20 protein-coding genes are annotated in these 20,779 nt (G+C 32.2%); 18 read left to right on the top strand and 2 right to left on the bottom strand.

From position 1 onward, the window contains the following. The first annotated feature begins 88 nt into the window (after window positions 1-88). Both ACFWTK_RS07385 and ACFWTK_RS07380 read left to right on the top strand, forming a co-directional pair. The gene (locus tag ACFWTK_RS07385; protein WP_415875368.1) at window positions 89-709 is read left to right on the top strand and encodes a TetR/AcrR family transcriptional regulator; all 621 of its coding nucleotides are present in this window, start codon (window positions 89-91) and stop codon (window positions 707-709) included. Window positions 710-812: 103 nt separating this feature from the next. Continuing rightward, window positions 813-1,247 (top strand): response regulator, encoded by a 435-nt coding sequence (locus ACFWTK_RS07380; protein WP_415875367.1) that lies wholly within the window; start codon window positions 813-815, stop codon window positions 1,245-1,247. 325 nt (window positions 1,248-1,572) lie between these two features. Here the strand turns inward: ACFWTK_RS07380 and ACFWTK_RS07375 are convergent, their stop codons facing one another. Then, window positions 1,573-3,492, bottom strand: a complete 1,920-nt coding sequence (locus ACFWTK_RS07375) for an ABC-F family ATP-binding cassette domain-containing protein (protein ID WP_415875366.1) — start codon at window positions 3,490-3,492, stop codon at window positions 1,573-1,575. Between the two features lie 352 nt (window positions 3,493-3,844). Here ACFWTK_RS07375 and ACFWTK_RS07370 point away from each other — a divergent pair, with 352 nt between their 5' ends. The 12 genes from ACFWTK_RS07370 (at window position 3,845) to ACFWTK_RS07315 (ending at window position 16,842) form a co-directional block, all read left to right on the top strand. Beyond that, window positions 3,845-4,480, top strand: coding sequence for a redox-sensing transcriptional repressor Rex (locus ACFWTK_RS07370; RefSeq protein ID WP_415875365.1), 636 nt, complete (start codon window positions 3,845-3,847; stop codon window positions 4,478-4,480). Window positions 4,481-4,659: 179 nt separating this feature from the next. Further along, window positions 4,660-5,445 carry a short-chain-enoyl-CoA hydratase gene (locus ACFWTK_RS07365; protein ID WP_415875364.1) on the top strand — a complete coding sequence of 262 codons (786 nt, stop codon included), beginning with the start codon at window positions 4,660-4,662 and terminating at the stop codon, window positions 5,443-5,445. Between the two features lie 131 nt (window positions 5,446-5,576). After that, a complete protein-coding gene (locus ACFWTK_RS07360; protein ID WP_415875363.1) occupies window positions 5,577-6,362 on the top strand; it encodes a short-chain-enoyl-CoA hydratase in 786 nt (261 codons plus the stop codon). Between the two features lie 11 nt (window positions 6,363-6,373). Continuing rightward, entirely contained in the window at window positions 6,374-7,513 is a 1,140-nt protein-coding gene (locus ACFWTK_RS07355; RefSeq protein WP_415875362.1) for an acyl-CoA dehydrogenase, read from the top strand. Between the two features lie 28 nt (window positions 7,514-7,541). Further along, a complete protein-coding gene (locus tag ACFWTK_RS07350; RefSeq protein ID WP_415875361.1) occupies window positions 7,542-8,321 on the top strand; it encodes an electron transfer flavoprotein subunit beta in 780 nt (259 codons plus the stop codon). A gap of 30 nt (window positions 8,322-8,351) precedes the next feature. Beyond that, a complete protein-coding gene (locus ACFWTK_RS07345; protein WP_415875360.1) occupies window positions 8,352-9,359 on the top strand; it encodes an electron transfer flavoprotein subunit alpha/FixB family protein in 1,008 nt (335 codons plus the stop codon). Between the two features lie 123 nt (window positions 9,360-9,482). After that, a complete protein-coding gene (locus ACFWTK_RS07340) occupies window positions 9,483-10,331 on the top strand; it encodes a 3-hydroxybutyryl-CoA dehydrogenase (protein WP_415875359.1) in 849 nt (282 codons plus the stop codon). A gap of 220 nt (window positions 10,332-10,551) precedes the next feature. After that, window positions 10,552-11,718, top strand: coding sequence for an iron-containing alcohol dehydrogenase (locus tag ACFWTK_RS07335; protein ID WP_415875358.1), 1,167 nt, complete (start codon window positions 10,552-10,554; stop codon window positions 11,716-11,718). 129 nt (window positions 11,719-11,847) lie between these two features. Next, window positions 11,848-12,753: a sulfide/dihydroorotate dehydrogenase-like FAD/NAD-binding protein gene (locus ACFWTK_RS07330; protein ID WP_415875357.1), complete on the top strand. Its 906-nt coding sequence runs from the start codon at window positions 11,848-11,850 to the stop codon at window positions 12,751-12,753. Continuing rightward, the gene (gene gltA / locus ACFWTK_RS07325) at window positions 12,753-14,144 is read left to right on the top strand and encodes an NADPH-dependent glutamate synthase (RefSeq protein ID WP_415875356.1); all 1,392 of its coding nucleotides are present in this window, start codon (window positions 12,753-12,755) and stop codon (window positions 14,142-14,144) included. The genes ACFWTK_RS07330 and gltA overlap by 1 nt, the downstream gene beginning before the upstream one ends. 163 nt (window positions 14,145-14,307) lie before the next feature. Continuing rightward, on the top strand, window positions 14,308-15,186 hold the full coding sequence (locus ACFWTK_RS07320) for a DNA-3-methyladenine glycosylase family protein (protein WP_415875355.1): 879 nt from the start codon (window positions 14,308-14,310) through the stop codon (window positions 15,184-15,186). Between the two features lie 168 nt (window positions 15,187-15,354). Further along, window positions 15,355-16,842, top strand: a complete 1,488-nt coding sequence (locus tag ACFWTK_RS07315) for a 4Fe-4S dicluster domain-containing protein (RefSeq protein WP_415875494.1) — start codon at window positions 15,355-15,357, stop codon at window positions 16,840-16,842. A 23-nt stretch (window positions 16,843-16,865) separates the two neighbouring features. Here ACFWTK_RS07315 and ACFWTK_RS07310 read toward each other — a convergent pair whose 3' ends face one another. Further along, entirely contained in the window at window positions 16,866-17,549 is a 684-nt protein-coding gene (locus ACFWTK_RS07310) for a TIGR01906 family membrane protein (protein ID WP_415875354.1), read from the bottom strand. A gap of 326 nt (window positions 17,550-17,875) precedes the next feature. On the opposite strand from ACFWTK_RS07310, the gene groES reads away from it, so the two are divergent. From groES to ACFWTK_RS07290, 4 genes are all read left to right on the top strand, one after another. Beyond that, window positions 17,876-18,160: a co-chaperone GroES gene (groES, locus tag ACFWTK_RS07305; protein WP_415875353.1), complete on the top strand. Its 285-nt coding sequence runs from the start codon at window positions 17,876-17,878 to the stop codon at window positions 18,158-18,160. 142 nt (window positions 18,161-18,302) lie between these two features. Beyond that, window positions 18,303-19,931 (top strand): chaperonin GroEL, encoded by a 1,629-nt coding sequence (gene groL / locus ACFWTK_RS07300; protein WP_415875352.1) that lies wholly within the window; start codon window positions 18,303-18,305, stop codon window positions 19,929-19,931. 191 nt (window positions 19,932-20,122) lie between these two features. After that, window positions 20,123-20,473, top strand: a complete 351-nt coding sequence (gene yedF, locus ACFWTK_RS07295; protein WP_415875351.1) for a sulfurtransferase-like selenium metabolism protein YedF — start codon at window positions 20,123-20,125, stop codon at window positions 20,471-20,473. 9 nt (window positions 20,474-20,482) lie between these two features. Continuing rightward, window positions 20,483-20,749: a DUF3343 domain-containing protein gene (locus ACFWTK_RS07290; protein WP_415875350.1), complete on the top strand. Its 267-nt coding sequence runs from the start codon at window positions 20,483-20,485 to the stop codon at window positions 20,747-20,749. Window positions 20,750-20,779 lie beyond the last annotated feature (30 nt).

Here is a 20,779-nt window from a genome sequence, read left to right as displayed (position 1 = left end):
GTACTAAGAATGGATTAAAGTTTAAAGTATAGAGGTGTACGAAAAAGTGTACTGATTATAAATAAAACTTCAAGAAGGTGAAGATAGGTTGAGTGTAAAATCTGAAGAACAAACAAGGACGGAAGAGAAAAAGCTTATAAAGCAAAATAAGCTTTATGAAGCAGCTTATGAACTCTTTACTACCAAGGGAGTCAATAAAACATCTATTGATGATATTGCAAAAAAGGCAGGGGTAGCAAAGGGAACCTTTTACCTATATTTTAAAGATAAACATGATATCATAGATAGAATAGTATGGAGAAAAAGTCTTAGCCTTTTAAATGAAGCTATGAATAAGACTGAAATGGAAGCATTAAAGCAAGATGTTTCTTTTGTAGATAGAATGATAATGTTTGCAAAGTATTTAATTGAAGATTTAAAAGAAAATAAGAGACTTTTGGAATTGATAAATAAAAATCTTTCATGGGGAGTGTTTAGAAATGCTCTAAGAGACCCTAGAAATTATGACAAAATGAAAAGAGCAAGAGATTTTTTCCTAGACAGCAACAAACCTATAAATATGGATTCAGATACTCTGGAAAAGGTTGTCTTTATGATAATTGAGTTAATAAGTTCTGTATGCTACAGTTCTATAATCTTAAATGAACCTGACAGTATTGATAACATGAAGCCGCTATTATTTAGCGTCATAAGGAAAATGCTGTTATAAAAGACACTTTATATAACAAAAAAAATATCTTATAATAGTATTAAGAAATTGGAAAGTTAAGGACAGCTTAATACAATTAAAGTGTCAGGGGATGGTATAAATTTTGCAGAAGGTATTAATTATAAATGACTGTAAGTTCGAAGAAATTATAATGAGAGACTTATTACAAAGTCTTGGATATGATGTAAAGATATCAAATGAATATGATGCTATAAAACAGGTAGAAGAATATTTACCGAGTATAGTTATCGCAAATTTGATTATGAAAAAAATAACTGGAGATAAGCTTATAGAAAAAATAAAAAAAGTTAAACCTGATACTTGGTGTATACTATCTTCAAGTAACTCAATAAATTTAGAGAATTATAGGGATTTTAATGTGGATGCAGTAATGCAAACTCCTATAAGTGAGGAAAAATTCAAAGATGCACTGAATATCAAAAAGACATTTAAGTTTTGCCCTTATTGTGGTGAAAACTTAAAAGAAATAAAAAGAACAATAATGTATTGTCCTAATTGTGGGGAAAAACTACAATAAAAATGTTTCTATTAAGTGCATTTAAACGTTAACTTTAATGATTATATTCTTTTATTATTGAACTGGAGTATGAGATTTGCATTTATGAAAGCTTCACTACGCAAAGAGGCTATTGAAAAATGCATAAAAGTTCTGTATAAAATTAAAAGCCATGCATGAATAGAGAAATATATTCCATATTATATGCATGGTTTTTTATTTATGACAGTTTATAAATATTTGTTTTGCAATAGTCACTTTTTATAAATATTACTGTTAGCCGCTTAGAACATTTTCTCAATTTCTCCACTCTCCACTAGCAATAAATTGTTGTTATAATTTATTGCTATTCCTCAATAAGTTCTTCCCATTCTGAATATAGTTCTTCAAGTTCAGCTTGACATTTTGCGATTTCTTTATTCACTTCTTCGCTCTTTTCAGGGTTAGAATATACTTCCTCAAGGCAAAGCTGTTGATTAAGATTTTCTATATTTTTTTCCAAGTTGGAAATAGTGTCTTCTAGACCTTTTATTTTTAGTTTCTTCTGTTTTTGTAACTTTTCCTCTTCTCTTTTCTTTTTCTTTTCATATTGTATTTGAGTTTTTGTCTTACCTTCAGCCTCCTCTAATTCTTGAAATCTTAGAGGATTCTTTTTCTTTTCTATATAGTAGCTGTAGTTTCCAAGAAAGGTTTTTATTCCATCTTCATTTAGTTCATGTATCTTTTCTACAACCTTATTTAAAAAATATCTATCGTGGGATATAACTAAAACAGTTCCATCATAATTTGATAGAGCATCTTCTAAGGCTTCACGAGACATTATATCTAAATGATTTGTAGGTTCATCAAGAAGAAGAAAATTAGCTTTTGATAACATAAGTTTTAAAAGATTTATTCTGCATTTTTCTCCTCCACTTAGGGTGGAAATTTTCTTAAATACATCATCACCTGTAAACAAAAAAGCAGCTAGAGCACTTCGAATTTGGGTAGTAGTCATATCAGGAAAGTCATCCCAGACCTCATCTATAATTGTCTTATCAGGGTCAAGGTTAGATTGTTCCTGGTCATAGTAGCCTATAAATACATTTTTCCCTAAAGTGCAGGTACCCGTATCGCTTTTTACTTTATTCATGAGTATTTTAAATAAAGTAGTCTTTCCACGACCATTTTCACCAATCAAAGCTGTTTGTTCTCCACGTTTAATATCCAAATTTAGATTTTTAAATAGGAGTTTATCTCCATAAGATTTAGATAGATTTTCAACATGAAGCACATCATTACCGCTTTTTATTTGAGTTTCAAACTTAATTTTGGTTCGTTTATTATTGGAAATGGGAGCTTCTATTCTTTCAATTTTATCTAAAGCCTTTTGTCTACTTTCAGCTGCCCTAATGCTTTTCTCTCTGTTGAAAGAACGATATCTTTCGATAATTTCTTCTTGGCGTTTTATTTCAGCTTGTTGAAGATTATAAGCTTTTAGTTGATCTTCGTATTCTTTTTTCTTTAATTCAATAAAAGCAGTGTAATTTCCATTATAGGATTTAATGGTTCCATTTGATAATTCAAAGGTCTTTGTAGTAATGGAATCAAGAAAATATCTATCGTGAGATATAATTATAATGGTTCCTTTATATGCTTTAAGGTACTCTTCAAGCCATTCTATAGCATCTAGATCTAAATGGTTAGTTGGTTCATCTAGTAAGAGAATTTCTGGACTTGAAAGCAGCAGTTTGCATAGGGCAACTCTGGTTTTTTGGCCGCCGCTTAAAATGCTTATGGGCTTATCATAGTCATCTTCAGTAAAGCCGAGCCCCTTTAATACTCTGCTTAGCTCACCTTTATAAGAATATCCTCCTCTGTTATTGTATAATTCATAAGAAGTTGTATAATCTCTAATTATCTTATTATGATATTCTTCATTTTCATGATCATATGGCTTATTCATTTCTTCTTCTAATTTTCTAAGTTTGTTTTCCAAGTTTAAAAGATCTTGAAATACAGATATAGTTTCTGTATAAATTGAATTAGATGTTTCTAAAGAAAGATGCTGCGATAAATAACCTATTTTCTTATTTTTATCAATAAATATATCACCGCTGTCTGCATCAAGTTGCTTAGTCAATATTTTAAATAAAGTAGATTTACCTGCTCCATTAGGACCAACTAAGCCTATGTGTTCTCCTTCATTTATGTTAAGGGTTACATTTTTTAAAACCACATCTATTCCATAACTTTTTTGTATATTCTTGCAGCTCAAAACTATCATTGCATTCACCTTCCTCAGTATATTTTACTATGGAAAGTAAGTTTTTTGTAGTAGAAATTTATCTTACCTAATTAAGGATAGTATATTAGGCCTAATAAGTAGTTAATATTTTAACAAAAAATATTAAAAAATGTATATAATTATAAGAAAAATATAGAATAAAAGTAGAAAATTAAATTTATATTGAAATATATAAATATAGTATTGTATTTTGCTATAAGACACAAGATTTTTAACTCTGAAGGATTATTGTATTAATAAATTAACTATAGTAAAATAGTTAATAATACGATATATTACATATTGCAGATGGGCAGAGATTAGAAATAGACATTAACAAGGAGGGTAAGACGTGGATAGAAAGAGTAATGTTTCAATGGCCGTTATAAGAAGATTGCCTAAATATCAGAGATACTTAAGAGAGCTCATGGAAAATGATGTCGATAGAATTTCTTCAAAAGAGCTGAGTGAAAAAATAGGATTTACCGCTTCCCAAATTCGACAAGACCTTAATAATTTTGGAGATTTCGGACAACAAGGCTATGGTTACAATGTAAAAGATTTATATAAGGAAATCGTTAGAATACTTGGATTGGGAGAAGAGTACAACATTGTAATAATAGGGGCTGGAAATATAGGTCAAGCGATAGCTAATTATAATTTTGATAAATTGGGATTTCGCCTTAAAGGAATTTTCGATGTTAATCCTAAGCTGATAGGATTAAAAATAAAGGATGTTGAAATAAGAGATATAGATGATTTGGAAGAAACTTTACAAAGCAATAAAATAGATATAGGTGTTATTTGTGTTCCGAGCACTAATGCCCAAAGTGTTTGTGATATTCTTGTTTCTAATGGAGTAAAAGGTGTATGGAATTTTGCGCCAGTTGATTTACATGTTAAAGAGGATGTAGCCGTTGAAAATGTCCACTTAAGCGAAAGTTTACTTACTTTGACATATATGTTAAAAGGTACGAAACATCATTAATAAGAGAAAAATTTCAGAAGTTTTGAAAAATAACTATTATTTTTATTGAAAAATAGAAATAATAGTTATATAATTATAACTGTGAGTTTTGTCTCGAAGGCGCTATGCCTAAAAAAATTTATGCTTAATTGTTATGATATTAACAATTTCAACAAAGTATTATGGGGAGGATTATTATTATGGAGTATAAAAATGTTTTGCTGGAAAAGGAAGGGAAAATAGCTATTGTAACTATCAATAGACCTAAGGCGTTAAATGCGTTAAACTCAGATACTTTAAAAGAATTGGACAAAGTTGTAGATAAGGTCGCTAATGACAATGAAGTTTTGGCCGTTATTATAACAGGAGCTGGAGAAAAGGCATTTGTTGCTGGAGCAGACATATCTGAAATGAAAGATTTAAATGTCCTAGAAGGAAGAGCATTCGGAATTTTAGGAAATAAAATATTTAGAAAGATTGAGACATTAGAGAAACCAGTTATAGCAGCCATTAATGGATTTGCTTTAGGCGGGGGATGCGAATTATCAATGTCTTGTGACATAAGAATAGCTTCAGAAAAAGCTAAGTTTGGACAACCAGAAGTTACACTTGGAATAACTCCAGGATTTGGTGGAACACAAAGACTTGCAAGACTTGTAGGCATGGGAATGGCTAAAGAATTAATATTCTCTGCTAGAACAATAAAGGCTGAAGAAGCTTTAAGAATTGGACTTGTAAATAAAGTTGTTGCACCAGAAGCTTTAATGGATGAAGCTAAAAAACTTGCAAATACTATAGCAAGTAATGCACCAGTTGCTGTAAGATTATGCAAACAAGCTATCAATAGAGGTATGCAAGTAGACATAGATACAGCAATCAACATAGAAGCAGAAATCTTTGGAGAATGCTTCTCAACAGAAGATCAAACTGATGCTATGACAGCATTTGTTGAAAAGAGAAAGTTAGAAAGCTTCAAAAATAGATAGAGATTAATGAGGCTAAGATATTAACATTTTATATTTATATTTAATTTATATTTATATAAGGTTATAAGGTACTAACAATTAATAAATAATTAATACTAATAATTAATAGGCATATGGGGAGGATTACTAACATGGAATATAAAAATGTTTTAATTGAAAAAGAAGGAAAAATAGCTGTAATAACTATAAATAGACCAAAGGCATTAAATGCTTTAAATTCAGAAACTTTAAAGGAATTAGATAAAGTTATAGATGAGGTAGCTAATGATAATGAAGTTTTAGCTGTTGTTATAACAGGAGCTGGAGAAAAGGCATTTGTTGCTGGAGCAGACATATCTGAAATGAAAGACTTAAGTGTTCTAGAAGGAAGAACATTTGGAATTTTAGGAAATAATGTATTTAGAAAAATCGAGACATTAGAGAAGCCAGTTATAGCAGCTATCAATGGATTTGCTTTAGGCGGGGGATGCGAATTATCAATGTCTTGTGACATAAGAATAGCTTCAGAAAAAGCTAAGTTTGGGCAACCAGAAGTTACACTTGGAATAACTCCAGGATTTGGTGGAACACAAAGACTTGCAAGACTTGTAGGCATGGGAATGGCTAAAGAATTAATATTCTCTGCTAGAACAATAAAGGCTGAAGAAGCTTTAAGAATTGGACTTGTAAATAAAGTTGTTGCACCAGAAGCTTTAATGGATGAAGCTAAAAAACTTGCAAATACTATAGCAAGTAATGCACCAGTTGCTGTAAGATTATGCAAACAAGCTATCAATAGAGGTATGCAAGTAGACATAGATACAGCAATCAACATAGAAGCAGAAATCTTTGGAGAATGCTTCTCAACAGAAGATCAAACTGATGCTATGACAGCATTTGTTGAAAAGAGGAAGTTAGAATGTTTTAAAAATCGATAGGAGGTCAACATATGAATTTTGAGTTTACTAGGGAGCAACAATTAGTAAGACAAATGGTTAGAGAATTTGCTGAAAATGAAGTAAAGCCCATAGCTGGAGAAATAGACAAAACTGAAGAATTTCCAGTAGAAAATGTTAGAAAAATGGGTAAGTATGGATTAATGGGATTACCATTCTCAACTGAATATGAAGGAGCAGGCGGAGACTATCTTTCATATATTTTGGCAGTAGAAGAATTGGCTAAAGTTTGTGGTACTCATAGTGTTATACTTTCCGCACACGTTTCACTTTGTGCGTCTGTTATAGATGCATTTGGAAATGAAGATCAAAAGAAAAAGTATCTTCCAGATCTAGCAAGTGGTAGAAAAATTGGTGCGTTTGGTTTAACTGAACCAAATGCTGGTACAGATGCTGCAGGGCAACAGACAGTAGCCATTAAGGATGGAGACAAATACATACTTAACGGGCAGAAAATTTTCATAACTAATGGTGGTTATGCTGATACTTTCATAGTATTTGCTATGACTGATAAAACTAAAGGAACAAAAGGAATATCTGCGTTTATAGTAGAAAAAGGCTTCCCAGGATTCTCAATAGGTAAAGTTGAAGACAAATTAGGAATTAGAGCATCATCAACTACTGAACTTATATTTGAAGATTGCGTAGTTCCAGCTGAAAACTTACTTGGAAAAGAAGGAAAAGGTTTTGGAATCGCAATGAAAACTCTTGACGGAGGAAGAATTGGTATAGCTGCTCAAGCACTAGGATTAGCAGAAGGTGCTTTAGAAGAAGCTATAAAATACATGAAAGAAAGAAAACAGTTCGGAAAACAATTATATAAATTCCAAGGCATGGGATGGATGGCAGCAGAATGCAAAGCAAAAATTGAAGCTGCTAGATACTTAGTATATAAAGCTGCTTGGAATAAGCAAGCAGGACTTCCTTATACTGTAGAAGCTGCAACAGCTAAATTAGTTGCTGCTGAAACTGCTATGGAAGTATCTACTAAAGCCGTTCAGATGTTCGGTGGATATGGATATACTAAGGACTATCCAGTAGAAAGATTAATGAGAGATGCTAAGATAACAGAAATTTATGAAGGAACATCTCAAGTTCAAAAAATGGTTATCTCAGGTGCGTTGTTTAGATAAGAGATTAATTTGAGGAGGAAATTAAACAATGAAAATAGTAGTTTGTTTAAAACAAGTTCCAGATACAAACCAAGTTAAAATAGACCCAGTAACAGGAACACTTATAAGAGAAGGCGTTCCATCAATCATTAATCCTGAAGATAAACATGCTTTGGAAGAAGCATTAAGAATGAAAGATGAAAATGGAGCGCATGTTACAGTTATAACTATGGGACCTCCACAGGCAGAAGCTGCTTTAAGAGAAGCAATGGCTATGGGAGCGGATGAAGCAATTCTTATAACAGATAGAGCATTTGCAGGAGCAGATACATTAGCTACTTCATATGCCCTTGCTGGAGCATTAAAGAAGCTAGAATATGACGTTATATTCGCTGGAAGACAAGCGATTGATGGAGATACTGCGCAAGTAGGACCAGAAATTGCTGAACACTTAGGAATTCCACAAGTAACTTATGTACAAAAAGTAGAAATCAACGGAGATACTTTAACAGTAAACAGAGCTTTAGAAGACGGATATGAAATATTAGAAGTTAAAACACCATGTCTTTTAACTGCAATTAAAGAATTAAATGAACCAAGATATATGAATGCAAAAAATATATTTGAAGTGTTCAAAAAAGAAGTTAAGATATGGAGCGTTAACGATATTGATGTAGATAGAGAACTTCTAGGATTAAAAGGTTCACCAACAAAGGTTAAGAAATCTTGGCCAAAGGAAACTAAAGGTAAAGGTGAAGTTGTCAATATGTCCGCTAAAGAAGCAGCAGCATTCGCAGCTTCAAAATTAAAAGAAAAACACTATATTTAGAGTATATAAGTAGAAGTGGAGGAATAATCAATGAATATAGCAGATTACAAAGGTGTCTGGGTATATGCTGAACAAAGAGATGGAGACCTTCAAAAGGTTGCCTTAGAATTATTAGGAAAAGGAAGAGAAATTGCAGATAAATTAGGAACAGAATTAACTGCAGTTTTACTTGGAAATAAAGTAGATGATTTAGCTAAAGAATTATTAGCTTATGGAGCAGACAAAGTATTATATGTTGAAGATGAAAAATTAGCTCATTACACAACTGATGCTTACACAAAGGCAATTTGTGATTTAGTAAATGAAAGAAAACCAGAGGTTCTATTCATAGGAGCTTCTTTTATAGGAAGAGATTTAGGACCAAGAATAGCTGCAAGGCTTAAAACAGGACTTACAGCTGACTGTACAGCATTAGACGTTGAAGAAGAAACAAATCAATTAATGATGACAAGACCTGCATTCGGCGGAAACTTAATGGCTACAATCATGTGTACAGAAAACAGACCACAAATGGCTACAGTAAGACCAGGTGTTTTCGATAAATTAGGTAAAGATGAATCTAAAATAGATGAATCTAAAATAGAAAAGGTATCAGCAGTATTAGGAGAAAAAGATTTAAGAGTAACTGTTAAAGAAGTGGTTAAAATAGCTAAAGAAGTAGCTGATATCAGTGAAGCTGAAATCATAGTATCAGGAGGAAGAGGAGTAGGAAGCAAAGAAAACTTTGCATTACTTCAAGAACTTGCTGATGTACTAGGTGGAACAGTAGCAGGATCAAGAGCAGCTGTTGAAAATGGCTGGATTGACCATGCTCTACAAGTAGGTCAAACAGGAAAGACAGTAAGGCCAAAATTATATATTGCAGTAGGTATTTCAGGAGCAATCCAACATTTAGCTGGAATGCAAGATAGTGATTATATAATTGCTATTAACAGAGATGCTGATGCATCAATCATGAATGTTGCTGATTTAGGATTAGTTGGAGACTTTGCAAAAATTATTCCTGAATTAATAGCTCAAATAAAAAATTATAGATAATAATTAAAATGGAGTTAATGGCTTATTTGACTTATTAAGGTAGACATTAACTTACATATTAATTTAAATTATAAAATTACATTATAAAAACTAATTTTTTAAATTTGGGAGGTATGTGAGATTATGAAAAAGGTATGTGTGCTTGGCGCTGGAACAATGGGTGCAGGAATTGCTCAAGTGTTTGCGACAAAAGGATTTGAAGTAGTTTTAAGAGATATTAAAGATGAGTTCGTTCAAAGAGGACTTAATGGTATTAATAAATCTCTTACTAAGTTAGTATCAAAAGGAAAGATGGAAGAAGCTGTAAAAGATGAAATTCTTTCAAGATTAACTGGAACAGTTGACCTAAATATGGCAGCTGATTGCGATTTAGTAGTAGAAGCAGCAGTAGAAAACATGGAAATAAAGAAACAAATATTTGCTGACTTAGATAAGATATGCAAGCCAGAAACAATACTTGCATCAAATACATCTTCTCTATCAATAACTGAAGTTGCTTCAGCAACAAACAGACCAGACAAAGTTATAGGAATGCACTTCTTCAATCCAGCTCCAGTAATGAAGCTAGTTGAAATTATAAGAGGAATGGCAACTTCTCAAGAAACTTTCGATGCTGTAAAAGAAGCTTCTTTAACTATAGGAAAAGATCCAGTTGAAGTTGCAGAAGCTCCAGGATTTGTTGTAAACAGAATATTAATTCCTATGATAAATGAAGGTGTTGGAATCTTAGCAGAAGGCATAGCTTCAGCTGAAGATATAGATAAAGCTATGATGCTTGGTGCTAACCATCCAATGGGACCTTTAGCATTAGGAGACCTTATAGGACTTGATGTATGTCTTGCAATAATGGATGTATTATACAAAGAAACTGGAGATTCTAAGTACAGAGCTCATACATTACTTAGAAAATATGTAAGAGCTGGATGGCTAGGAAGAAAGACAGGAAGAGGATTCCACAATTACGCTAAATAGTGATAATTGAAACAATTTTAACAATAACATAATATGACAGTAAGCGAAAGACTGTGCATTTTGTACGGTCTTTTGTTCTATAATAGTAAAAAGATTAAAATATTGCCTCAAAAAGTATTAGAATTGTTATTAAAACTTGATTGAGTGCATAAACTGTAATATAATATTGTTAATAAATTAACTATTATGAATAGTTGCAAAACAAATTAGGAGGGATACTATGGCAAGATTTACATTACCTAGAGATATTTATTTTGGAGAAGGAAGTTTAGAGGTTTTAAAGACCATTAAAGGAAAAAAAGCAGTAATAGTTGTGGGCGGAGGCTCAATGAAGAGGTTTGGTTTCTTAGATAAAGTTGAAAGCTATTTAAAGGAAGCTGGAATAGATACAAAGCTAATTGAAGGCGTTGAACCTGATCCATCTGTGGAAACTGTTATGAATGGTGCTGCTATTATGAGAGAATTTGAGCCAGATTGGATTATAGGAATGGGCGGAGGTTCTCCAATAGATGCTGCAAAAGCTATGTGGATTTTCTATGAATATCCAGACTTTACTTTTGAACAAGCAGTGGTTCCTTTTGGAATACCAGAATTGAGGAAAAAGGCTAAATTTATAGCTATACCTTCAACAAGTGGTACTGCAACAGAGGTTACAGCTTTTTCAGTAATAACTGATTATAAAACAGAAATAAAATATCCTTTAGCGGACTTCAATTTAACACCAGATATTGCTATAGTAGATCCTGAACTTGCACAAACTATGCCACCTAAATTAGTTGCACACACAGGAATGGATGCTTTAACTCATGCTATAGAGGCATATGTAGCTAGTGCAAGATCACCTTTCTCAGACCCACTTGCCATGAAAGCTATTGTTATGACTAAAGAAAATTTAGTTAAGTCTTTTGAAGGAGATAAGAAAGCTAGAAGTGAAATGCACATAGCACAATGTCTTGCAGGAATGGCTTTCTCTAATGCTTTACTTGGAATTACTCACAGTATGGCACATAAAATAGGAGCTGTATTCCATATACCACATGGATGTGCAAATGCTATTTTCCTTCCTCATGTAATACAATACAATAGGAAAGCTTGTGAAGATAGATATGCAGAAATAGCTAGAAGTTTAGGATTAAATGGAAATAATGACTCAGAATTGGTTGATTCATTAATAGAAATGGTAAATGACTTAAATACTAGATTAAACATACCTCATACTGTAAAAGAGTGGGGAGTACCTGAAGAAGACTTTAAGAAAAAGGTTGAATTTATGGCACATAACGCAGTTCTAGATGCATGTACAGGTTCTAACCCAAGGCCAATAGATGAGGAGACTATGAAGAAGATATACAATTGTGCATTTTATGGTGATAAAGTTAATTTCTAAAATATACTATTAGGAAGCTCTCTTTACAGGGAGCTTTTTATTAGATATAATAATATGTAGCAGTTAAAAAGTAAGAGATTTAGGGGTAGTTTATACTAGATTACTTATGAAGAGAAATGGGGGGTAATTATGTTTAAAATCGTAAAAAAGAGGCTTCTAGTTCCTAATATATATCTTATGGATATAGAAGCGCCAAGAGTAGCAAAATCGGCAAAACCAGGACAATTTATAATTATAAAGACAGATGAAAAAGGCGAAAGAATTCCTCTTACAATTTGTGATTATAATGAAGAAAAGGGTACAGTGACAATAGTTTTTCAAACTGTAGGACAATCAACTATAGAACTAGCAAAATATGAAGAAGGCGAATACGTACGAGATTTTGTAGGGCCTTTAGGAAGACCTTCAGAATTTTTAAGCGAAAATATAGAAGAATTAAAGAATAAAAAGGTATTGTTCATATCTGGAGGAGTAGGAGCTGCTCCTGTATATCCACAGGTTAAATGGTTCCATAATAATGGAATGAAAGTGGATGTAATAATGGGTACTAGAACTAAGGACCTATTAATTTTAGAAGATGAAATGAAGGCTGTAGCTGATAACGTATATGTAACAACAGATGATGGATCTTATGGATTTAAAGGTTTAGTTACAGAAAAGTTTAAAGACTTAGTTGATAATGAAGGCAAAAAATATGATTATGTTGTAGCAATTGGACCAGTTGTAATGATGAAATTTGCAGCTCTTGCAACTAAGCCTTATGGAATAAAAACTATAGTAAGTATGAATCCGCTTATGGTAGACGGAACTGGTATGTGCGGAGCATGCAGAGTTACTGTAGGCAACAGTACAAAATTTGCTTGTGTTGATGGACCAGAATTTGATGGACATTTAGTAAATTTTGATGAAGCTATGAGAAGACAGGCTATGTATAAAACAGAAGAAGGAAAGAAGATTCTTGAAAGGGAATCTAAAATAATAGAAGCAGAGCACCATAAAAATGGCGGCGGCTGTGGTTGCGGAGGTGCTAAGTAATGGATAGAATGAAAAGGACACCTATAAGAGAACAAGATCCAAAAGTTAGAGCTAAAAATTTTGATGAGGTTTGTTTAGGATATACTGAAGAAGAAGCGGTAGTAGAAGCTTCTAGATGTTTGCAGTGTAAAAATCCTCTATGCGTCGGAGCTTGCCCTGTTAATATTTATATACCTAAATTTATAGAGCAAGTAAAAAATAGAAACTTTGAAGAGGCTGCAAGAATTATAGCTAAATATAGTTCTCTTCCAGCAGTATGCGGAAGAGTATGTCCTCAAGAATCTCAATGTGAAGGAAAATGTGTTCTTGGAATAAAAGGAGAACCCGTAGCCATTGGAAAACTTGAAAGATTTGTTGGAGACTGGTCTAGAGAAAACAACATTAACCTTTCAGAAACGGAACCTAAAAAAGACAAAAAAGTTGCAGTAATAGGAAGTGGTCCTGCAGGACTTACCTGTGCAGGCGAATTAGCTAAAAAGGGATATGATGTTACTATATTCGAAGCTTTACATGAAGTTGGTGGAGTTTTAGTATATGGTATACCTGAATTTAGACTTCCAAAAGAAACAGTAGTAAAAAGTGAAATTGAAAATATTAAAAAATTAGGCGTAAAAATAGAAACAAATGTAATAGTAGGTAGAACAGCTAATATAGATAATCTTATGGAAGAAGAAGGATTTGAGGCTGTATTTATAGGCTCAGGTGCAGGACTTCCTAAGTTTATGGGTATACCAGGAGAAAATTCTAATGGAGTATTTTCAGCTAATGAGTTTTTAACTAGAATAAACTTGATGAAGGCATATAGAGAAGATTATGACACTCCAGTTAAGATTGGAAAAAAGGTAGCCGTTGTAGGAGGAGGAAATGTTGCTATGGACGCAGCAAGAACTGCTCTAAGGCTTGGAGCTGAAACTCATATTGTTTATAGAAGATCTGAATCAGAACTTCCAGCAAGAGTAGAAGAAGTTCATCATGCAAAGGAAGAAGGAATAATATTTGACCTTTTAACTAATCCTATTGAAATCATAGCAGATGAAAATGGATGGGTTAAAGGTATGAAGTGTGTAAAAATGGAGCTAGGAGAACCAGATGAATCAGGAAGAAGAAGACCAAAAGTTATAGAAGGTTCTGAGTTTATAATGGATGTAGATACTGTAATAATGTCCCTTGGAACATCTCCAAATCCACTAATATCTTCTACTACAGAAGGACTTACTACTAATAAGTGGGGATGTATAGTAGCTGAAGAAGCTACAGGAAAGACATCAAAAGATGGAGTATATGCTGGAGGAGATGCTGTAACAGGAGCAGCTACAGTAATACTAGCTATGGAAGCAGGAAAAAAAGCAGCAAAAGCTATAGACGAGTTCTTATCTAATAAGGATAAATAAATATTTCTATTTATAAATACTCAATGAGCTCAACTAGCTCACTGAGTATTTTTTCTTTACATAGGGATGAAAGTAGGGCATAATACTACATATATAGTATGCATGAATGCATGCATCATTTTTAGTTTTTTCACACATTACAATTTAGTTCGGAGGTGCAATAATGGATTTTAAATATGTAGAAGAATTTGATGGTGGTATAGTAATAAAGGGTGTGAGAAATTTTAACCTTTCTCATATATTTGATTGCGGACAATGTTTTAGATGGAATAGACAGGAAAATGGAAATTATATAGGAGTGGCTTTTGGAAGAGTAATAGAATTAGAGAAGAGAGAAGATGATGTAGTTATATATAATACTACAGAAGAGGATTTTCAAAATATATGGGTAGAGTATTTTGATTTATATAGAGACTATTCATCAATAAAAGAGATTTTAGGAGAAGATGAACTTTTAAAGAAGTCTGTAGAATTTGGAGATGGAATTAGAATTCTTAAACAAGAGCCTTTTGAAATAACCTTATCTTTTATAATATCAGCTAATAACAGAATACCTATGATAAAGAGGGCTATAGATAACATATCAAAGAAATGGGGAAAAACTGTGGAGTACAAAGGACATACTTATTATACTTTCCCAAGCATTGATGATTTAGCTAACTGTACCATAGATGAATTAAGCGATTGTGGAACAGGTTTTAGAGCAAAGTATATAAGAAATACTATAGATGACATTTTAAGTGGTAAAATTGACCTTGAATACATAAAAGGATTAAATGATGACGAATGTCATACTGCACTGCAAAAGTTAAGTGGAGTAGGTCCTAAGGTAGCGGATTGTATTATGCTTTTTTCTATGCAAAAGTATTCAGCTTTTCCAGTGGATGTATGGGTAAAAAGAGCAATGCAGCATTTTTATTTAGCACCAGATGTATCATTGAAAAAGATAAGAGACTTTGGCAGAAATAAGTTCAGAGAGTTTTCTGGATTTGCTCAGCAATATCTATTTTACTATGCAAGAGAAAACAATATTAAGTTATGACTCTGTTTAACCGTTAACAGAGTTTTTTTTATTGAATTAAGTAGTATAAATAACCATCTGTTATAATAAAAAAAATAAACTGTTATAAAAATAAGTGTTACATTTTTAACAAACATCTGTTATAATGGTATTAGGGTTAATACATTTTAAGTACAGGTAGGAGGAAGTATAGTGATCTTTGAAAATGAATTAAAAAAACTTAAATATGAAGTGTTAAGGGACGTTGCTATATTAGCCAAGGAAGAAAGATTGACTCAAAGTGAACTAGAAAAGGTACCATATAATATAATTAAAGGTGATAAGCCAAAATATAGATGTTGTGTATATCATGAAAGAGCAATTGTAAAAGAGAGAGCAAAACTTGCTGCGGGGTATTTAGCAGATGGAGATAGACCAAGTGATTTAGTTAAAGCTAAAGATGACGATCCTATAATGTATGTTATACAAGCAGCCTGTGATACATGTCCTATTAATAAATACACTATAACAGAAGCATGCAGAGGATGTTTACAGCATAAGTGTATGGAGGCATGTAGGGCCGGCGCTATAACAAGAATTAATGGAAGAGCATATATAAATCAAGATCTATGTAAAGAATGCGGATTATGTAAAGCTGCTTGTCCATATAATGCTGTATCAGAAGTAATGAGACCTTGTAAAAAAGCATGTCCAACACAAGCTTTATCTATAGATCCAGAGGATAGAAGAGCTATGATAAAACACGAAGATTGTATAGATTGTGGAGCATGTATGGCGGCATGTCCTTTTGGAGCTATATCAGATAGAAGCTTTATGGTTCAAGTTATAAATGCTCTAAAGAGTGAGAAAAAGGTATACGCTGTAGTAGCACCTGCTATTACTGGCCAATTTGGAGGAAATGTAACTGTTGGACAGGTTAAAGATGCGTTAAAAAAATTAGGATTTGAGGATATGATAGAAGTAGCTTGTGGTGCAGATGCGGTAACAGCACACGAGGCAATGGAATTTGTTGAAAGAATGGAAAACGAATACAATTACATGACAAATTCATGCTGTCCAGGATTTGTTTCTTTTATAGAAAAGAAATTTCCTGATCAAGTAGAAAATATTTCAAACACAGTATCTCCAATGATAGCTGCTGGAAGACTTGTGAAGAAAAATCATAAAGATGCTATTGTAGTATTTATTGGACCATGTACAGCTAAAAAGAGCGAAATAAGAAGAGAAGGAATTCAAGATGCCATAGACTATGTTTTGACATTTGAAGAGATAGCTGCTATATTTGGTGCATATAATATAAGTCCAGAAGAATGTGAAGACATTGAGGTTAATGATGCATCATCCTTTGGAAGAGGATTTGCTCAAGGAGGCGGAGTAAGTTCAGCTGTTGAGGACTTTATAAATAGTAAGGATATAGAAGTAGAATTTAATCCTGTAAAGATAAGTGGATATGCAAACCTTAGAAAGTTTATGCTTTTAGCTAAGAATGGAAAGCTTCCAGGAAACTTTTTTGAGGGAATGATGTGCGAAGGCGGATGTATTGGTGGAGCAGGAACTATATGTTCTCAAAATAAAACCAAGATGCCTCTAAACAAGTTCAGCAAAGAATCAAAAGCAAAACGAGTTATTTCAAATGCTATGTTAGATGAATTTAAGGATATTAATTTAGAAAAGTAAAAAAACAAAGGAGATGATTTATACTATGCATCTCCTTTGTTCTTTTTATATTGATGAGGTTTCTTTTTAATATACATAACACAGAAAGCGATACTGCTTAGTATAAGCATTAAAATTATAAAAATAGCACAGTGAAAGAAAAAGCTTTGAGGCATCATATTAATTATAGGGTCCTTTTTTGTGTCTAAAAGCCAGTAGTCATTATTAAAAAGTATTTTATGAAATATGGTAAAGCTTTTATCAAAGTTTATTAAGAATGGTATGAAACAAATTATAGGTAAGATTAACAAAAATATAGAAGTTAGTTTTAGAAAAGTATATCTTCTATTTTTATAAGTAGGAATAAATAGAACTAATATGGTAAAACATAAGATGTATGCCAAATTAGTTAAAAATATAAAAATAGCTTTTACTTCTTGAAAATGTATTTTTCCTTCTATAGAATAAGGTAAAGTAGGCAGACTGAATTCAGCCATAGATGGATTATTAATATATTCTATAACATAGCTGTAATTAGATTTTATTTCTGAAATTTCTAGCTTAGATAGTTTTGGGATATCTAGATGAACAATGTCTAAATAATAAATAATTTTAAGATTTAAGGTTAATTTCACAATTAGTATAGTGATTAATATAGCCAATGAAAGAGAAAGTAAAATCTCAAGAAATATATTCAAATAAAAATTATTTTTTAAATCGTATTTCAAAATATCAACTCCATAAATTAATATTAAAGATTGCATATTTCTAATTATTGGCAATATTAAAAGAAATAATCAAATTTTAAGAATTTTATACAAAATAAAATAAAAAAACAGAGAAAATAAAAGAAAAATAATGAATTAATATGATATTGAATCGTAATTTAGCTCATTTGGATTAAATCTTGCCATAAGTTAAAAAGTGGAATTTGATATTAAATTTGCTATAAATTATCATTATAATTGTATTAGCACTCAGGATTAATGAGTGCTAACAAACTTGATTACTAATTTAATTAAAAATAAATTAAATAACATAAGGAGGTTTTTATATGAGAATAAAGCCACTTGGAGACAGAGTAGTAATTAAAAGATTAGAAGCAGAGGAAACAACAAAAAGCGGAATAGTACTACCAGGAAGTGCTAAGGAAAAACCACAAGAAGCAGAGGTAGTTGCAGTAGGACCAGGCGGATTAGTAAATGGAAAAGAAGTTAGAATGGAAGTTAAAGTTGGAGATAAGGTATTATTCTCAAAATATGCTGGAACAGAAGTTAAAATTGATGGAGAAGAATACACTATTCTAAGACAAGATGATATATTAGCAATTGTTGAATAATTGATAATTACTGATCACTATATGGTACATATGTATAAATAGTGGTTAGTGACTAGAAGATAGAGATTAAATAAAAAGTTTTATTGAATAGTAATATAAACTGTGAATTTAGGATACAGCGAAAATAAGGAGGTTTTTAAATATGGCTAAGAGCATTTTATTCGGGGAAGAAGCAAGACGTTCAATGCAAAAAGGTGTTGACAAATTAGCTGATGCAGTAAAAGTTACATTAGGACCAAAGGGAAGAAATGTTGTTTTAGATAAAAAGTTTGGAACACCACTTATAACAAACGATGGTGTTAGCATAGCAAGAGAGATTGAACTTGAAGATATATATGAAAACATGGGAGCTCAACTTGTTAAAGAAGTTGCTACAAAGACAAACGATGTAGCTGGAGATGGAACAACAACTGCTACATTACTTGCTCAAGCAATTATAAGAGAAGGATTAAAGAACGTTACAGCTGGAGCTAATCCAATGCTTATAAGACAAGGAATAAAGAAAGCTGTTGACGCTGCTGTTGAAGAAATCAAGAAGGGTTCAAAGCAAGTTAATGGAAAAGAAGATATAGCAAAAGTTGCTGCTATTTCTGCTGCTGATGAAGAAATCGGTAAGTTAATAGCTGATGCTATGGAAAAGGTAGGTAACGAAGGTGTTATCACTGTAGAAGAATCAAAGACAATGGCAACTGAACTTGACGTTGTTGAAGGAATGCAATTTGATAGAGGATATTTAAGCCCATATATGGTAACTGATGCAGAAAAGATGGAAGCTGTATTAGATAATCCATATATCCTTTTAACAGATAAGAAGATTTCTAACATACAAGAATTACTTCCAGTTCTTGAACAAATAGTTCAACAAGGAAAGAAATTATTGATTATAGCAGAAGACATAGAAGGAGAGGCATTAGCTACATTAGTACTTAATAAATTAAGAGGAACATTCAACTGCGTAGCTGTAAAAGCTCCTGGATTTGGTGATAGAAGAAAAGAAATGCTTCAAGATATAGCTATATTAACAGGTGGAGAAGTTATATCTGAAGAATTAGGAAGAGACCTAAAAGAAGTTACTTTAGATATGCTTGGAACTGCTGAAAGCGTAAAAGTAACTAAAGAAAATACTACAATAGTTAATGGAAAAGGAAGCAAGAAAGAAATTTCTGATAGAGTAGCTCAAATTAAGAGACAAATAGAAGAAACAACTTCTGAATTCGATAAGGAAAAACTTCAAGAAAGATTAGCAAAACTTGCTGGTGGAGTTGCAGTAATCAAAGTTGGTGCTGCTACTGAAACAGAATTAAAAGAAAGAAAGTTAAGAATAGAAGATGCATTATCAGCAACTAGAGCAGCTGTAGAAGAAGGTATAGTTGCAGGTGGTGGAACTGCATACATTAATGCTCTAAAAGAAGTAAGCAAATTAACTTCTGACGTTGCAGACGTTAAAGTTGGTATAGAAATTATAAAGAGAGCTTTAGAAGAGCCAGTAAGACAAATAGCTCAAAATGCTGGACTTGAAGGTTCTGTAATAGTAGAAAAGATAATGAACAGTGAACCAGGAATAGGATTCGATGCATTACACGGAGAATATGTAAATATGGCAGAAGCAGGAATAGTAGATCCAACTAAGGTTACAAGATCAGCACTTCAAAATGCTGCATCAGTTGCATCAACATTCCTAACAACTGAATGTGTTGTAGCTGAAATTCCAGAAAAGAACACAACACCAGCACCAGGAATGGGCGGAATGGGAATGGACGGAATGTACTAAAAATCAGCGAAAAGTTGAAAGTAAAAAGTCAAGAAAGGGATTTTTGCCAGTGGCAAAAATCCCTTTAATTTATTTATATATCAATATAATTTATATTATGAATGAATAATATAAGTTATAAGCAGATGTAAAAAAAGAAGGTTTTCAAATGAAAATGTCTAATAATTAGTATGGAAGGGAGAGATGAAAACATGACAAAGATTAATGAGAATACACTAATGGTTATATCCTCTGATAAGATGGGGGAGGGAGACGAGGAGATTGGAAAAGTTTTAATAAAAAATTTCATTTATGCTTTAACAGAAGCTGAAAGTATACCTTCAACTATCATATTTTATAATGGAGGGGCAAAATTAGTAGCTAAAGATTCACCTATTATAGAAGATTTGAAGAAGCTGGAAGAGCTAGGGGTAGAAATTTTAACTTGTGGTACATGCTTAAACTACTATAACTTAACAGAAGAGTTAGCTGTGGGAAAGGTAACAAACATGTACACCATTGTTGAAAAAATGAATACTTTTCAAAAAATTATTAAGCCATAAATAGTACATATGAAAGAAGAGGTATTTGCTTTGGTGGCCTTTTCCTCTACCCATAGTGCAATCAAAGCAGAAAAAGAATTAACGAGACATGAGCTAGATGTAAAAATAATACCTGTGCCGAGAGAAATAACTGCTGGTTGTGGACTTTCCATAAGGTTTGATTTAAGCGATTTGAAGCAGGTGAAGAAAATAATAGATGATAATAATATAGAAACATCAGGATATTATCATATAAAAAAGATAGGATTAAACAAGGAGATAAAAACCATATTTTAATACACATTATATAATAATGTAAGAATTAAA

The sequence above is a fragment of the Clostridium sp. genome (assembly GCF_047777555.1).
In the GTDB taxonomy this organism is placed as follows: domain Bacteria; phylum Bacillota; class Clostridia; order Clostridiales; family Clostridiaceae; genus Clostridium_H.
The sequence above is the reverse complement of the archived record's forward strand: the minus strand, read 5'-3'. Positions and strand labels throughout refer to the sequence as shown.